Source organism: Kitasatospora sp. NPDC056181 (assembly GCF_042266225.1).
In the GTDB taxonomy this organism is placed as follows: Bacteria; Actinomycetota; Actinomycetes; order Streptomycetales; family Streptomycetaceae; genus Kitasatospora.
Genome location: NZ_JBHJUK010000325.1, coordinates 1 through 1,829, shown reverse-complemented (window position 1 = coordinate 1,829; position 1,829 = coordinate 1). Strand labels below are relative to the sequence as shown.

General features: G+C 79.8%; 1 protein-coding gene. It reads left to right on the top strand.

The features are described from left to right. A partial coding sequence (locus ACFC1F_RS43270) for an NB-ARC domain-containing protein (RefSeq protein WP_376167307.1) occupies positions 1–1,499 on the top strand: 1,499 nt, incomplete at its 5' end. Between the last annotated feature and the right edge of the window lie 330 nt (positions 1,500–1,829).

Genomic DNA, 1,829 nt, shown 5'->3' with positions numbered 1-1,829 from the left:
ACGCCGCCGCACTCGGCAACGACCCCGGCCCCGCACTCAACCACCTCTTCCCCCCCATCCTCGCCGGCGACCCCCACCACCCCACCCCGCCCGCCCACACCGCCCACCCCGCACCCGCCCGCCCACCGCACCCACCCGCCCGCCCGCCCCTGCGCCCCGCCATGCTGCCCCCCGCCGCCGCCGACTTCACCGGCCGCCGCCCCCAACTACGCCACCTCACCACCCTGCTGCGCGACCACCGCACCACCGCCCCCCTCGTCGTCACCGGCCCCCCCGGCACCGGCAAGAGCACCCTCGCCGTCCAAGCCGCCCGCGACAACCTCGACGCCTTCCCCGACGGCCAGCTCTACGCCGACCTGCACGGCACCCACGGCCGCCCCACCGACCCCCACGACGTCCTCGAATGGTTCCTCCAGCTCCTGTGCCCGCCCGACACCCCCGTCCCCGCCACCCGCCACGCCCGCACCCAGCTCTACCGCAGCGTCCTCGCCGAACGCCGCGCCCTGGTCGTCCTCGACAACGCCCACCACGAACAACAGGTCAGACCCCTGCTGCCCGCCGCCCCCGGCAGCCGCGTCATCGTCACCACCCGCTCCCGCCTCACCGCCCTCGAAGGCGCCCACCCCCTCGAACTGGACGTCTTCGAACCCGCCGAGGCACTCGCCCTGCTGCGCCGCGTCGCCGGCCCCGCCCGCGTCGCCGCCGAACACGACGTCGCCCGCACCCTCGTCGAGGACTGCGGCCGCCTGCCGATCGCCGTCCGGGTGGTGGCCGGCCGCCTGGCCGCCAAACCCCACTGGCCCCTGGCCGAGATGGCCCGCCGCCTCGCCGACGGCGCCCGCCGCCCGCTGGACGAACTGCGCCTGGCCGACCTCGACGTCCGCTCCTGCCTGCGCCCGGCCTACCTGGCCCTGGCCGCCGGGGCCCGCACGGCACTGTGCCGGCTGTCGCTGCTGCACACCGCGGAGATCCCGGCCTGGCTGGCGGCCGCGGTCCTGGAGACCGGCGAGGCCGAGGCCGAGGACCTCCTGGAGACCCTCGTCGACGCCCGCCTGCTGGAGGTCCGCGGGACCCACCGCACCGGGCGCCTGCGCTGCCGGATGCCGCCCGTCGTGCGCCTGTTCGCCCACGAGTGCGCGCAGGCCCAGACCACCGCGGCCGAACGCCGCTCCACCGTGGAACGGGCGTTCACCGCCTGGCTGCTGCGGGCCCGCACCGCGGTGCGCGCCCTGGCCGGCGGCCGCCAGGACGCCGCCGCGCGCGCCCTGGCCTGGTTCGAGACCGAACACGGCGGCCTGCTCGCCGCCTCCCGCCAGGCCGACACCGACGGCCACCGGGCCGCGGCCCGCTCCCTCGCCCGCGCCCTGGCGGAACTGTGCGCCCTCAGCGCCGCCGCCCGCCCCGCCGTGCGACCCCGCCCCGCCGCACCCCCCGCCGCACCCCCCGCCACATCGCCCGCCGTACCGCCCGCCGCGCCGCCCGCCCTGACCCGGGTCTGACCCCGCCGCGGCCCGGTCCCGGCCCGGCCGCGCAGCCACCGCGCCGGGACAGGGACAGGACAGGGACGGGAAGGGCACGGGCAGGCGGGGCAGGAGCAGAGCGGGACAGCGGGGGAGGAGCAGGTGGGGGAGGGACGGGCAGGGGCGAGGGGGACGGGGGGTGGTGGTGCGGTGCGGGCCGTGCAGGCAGGGCCCGCACCGCACCACCACGGTGCGGCCGGCGCCGGCGGGTCCGGGGGTGAACCCGCCGCCGCCCGCCGCGGGGCGGGTCTGGGGGGGCGCGACCCCGCCGGGTCGGCGGGAGTGCGCCCCCCCCCCCCCCCCCCCGCC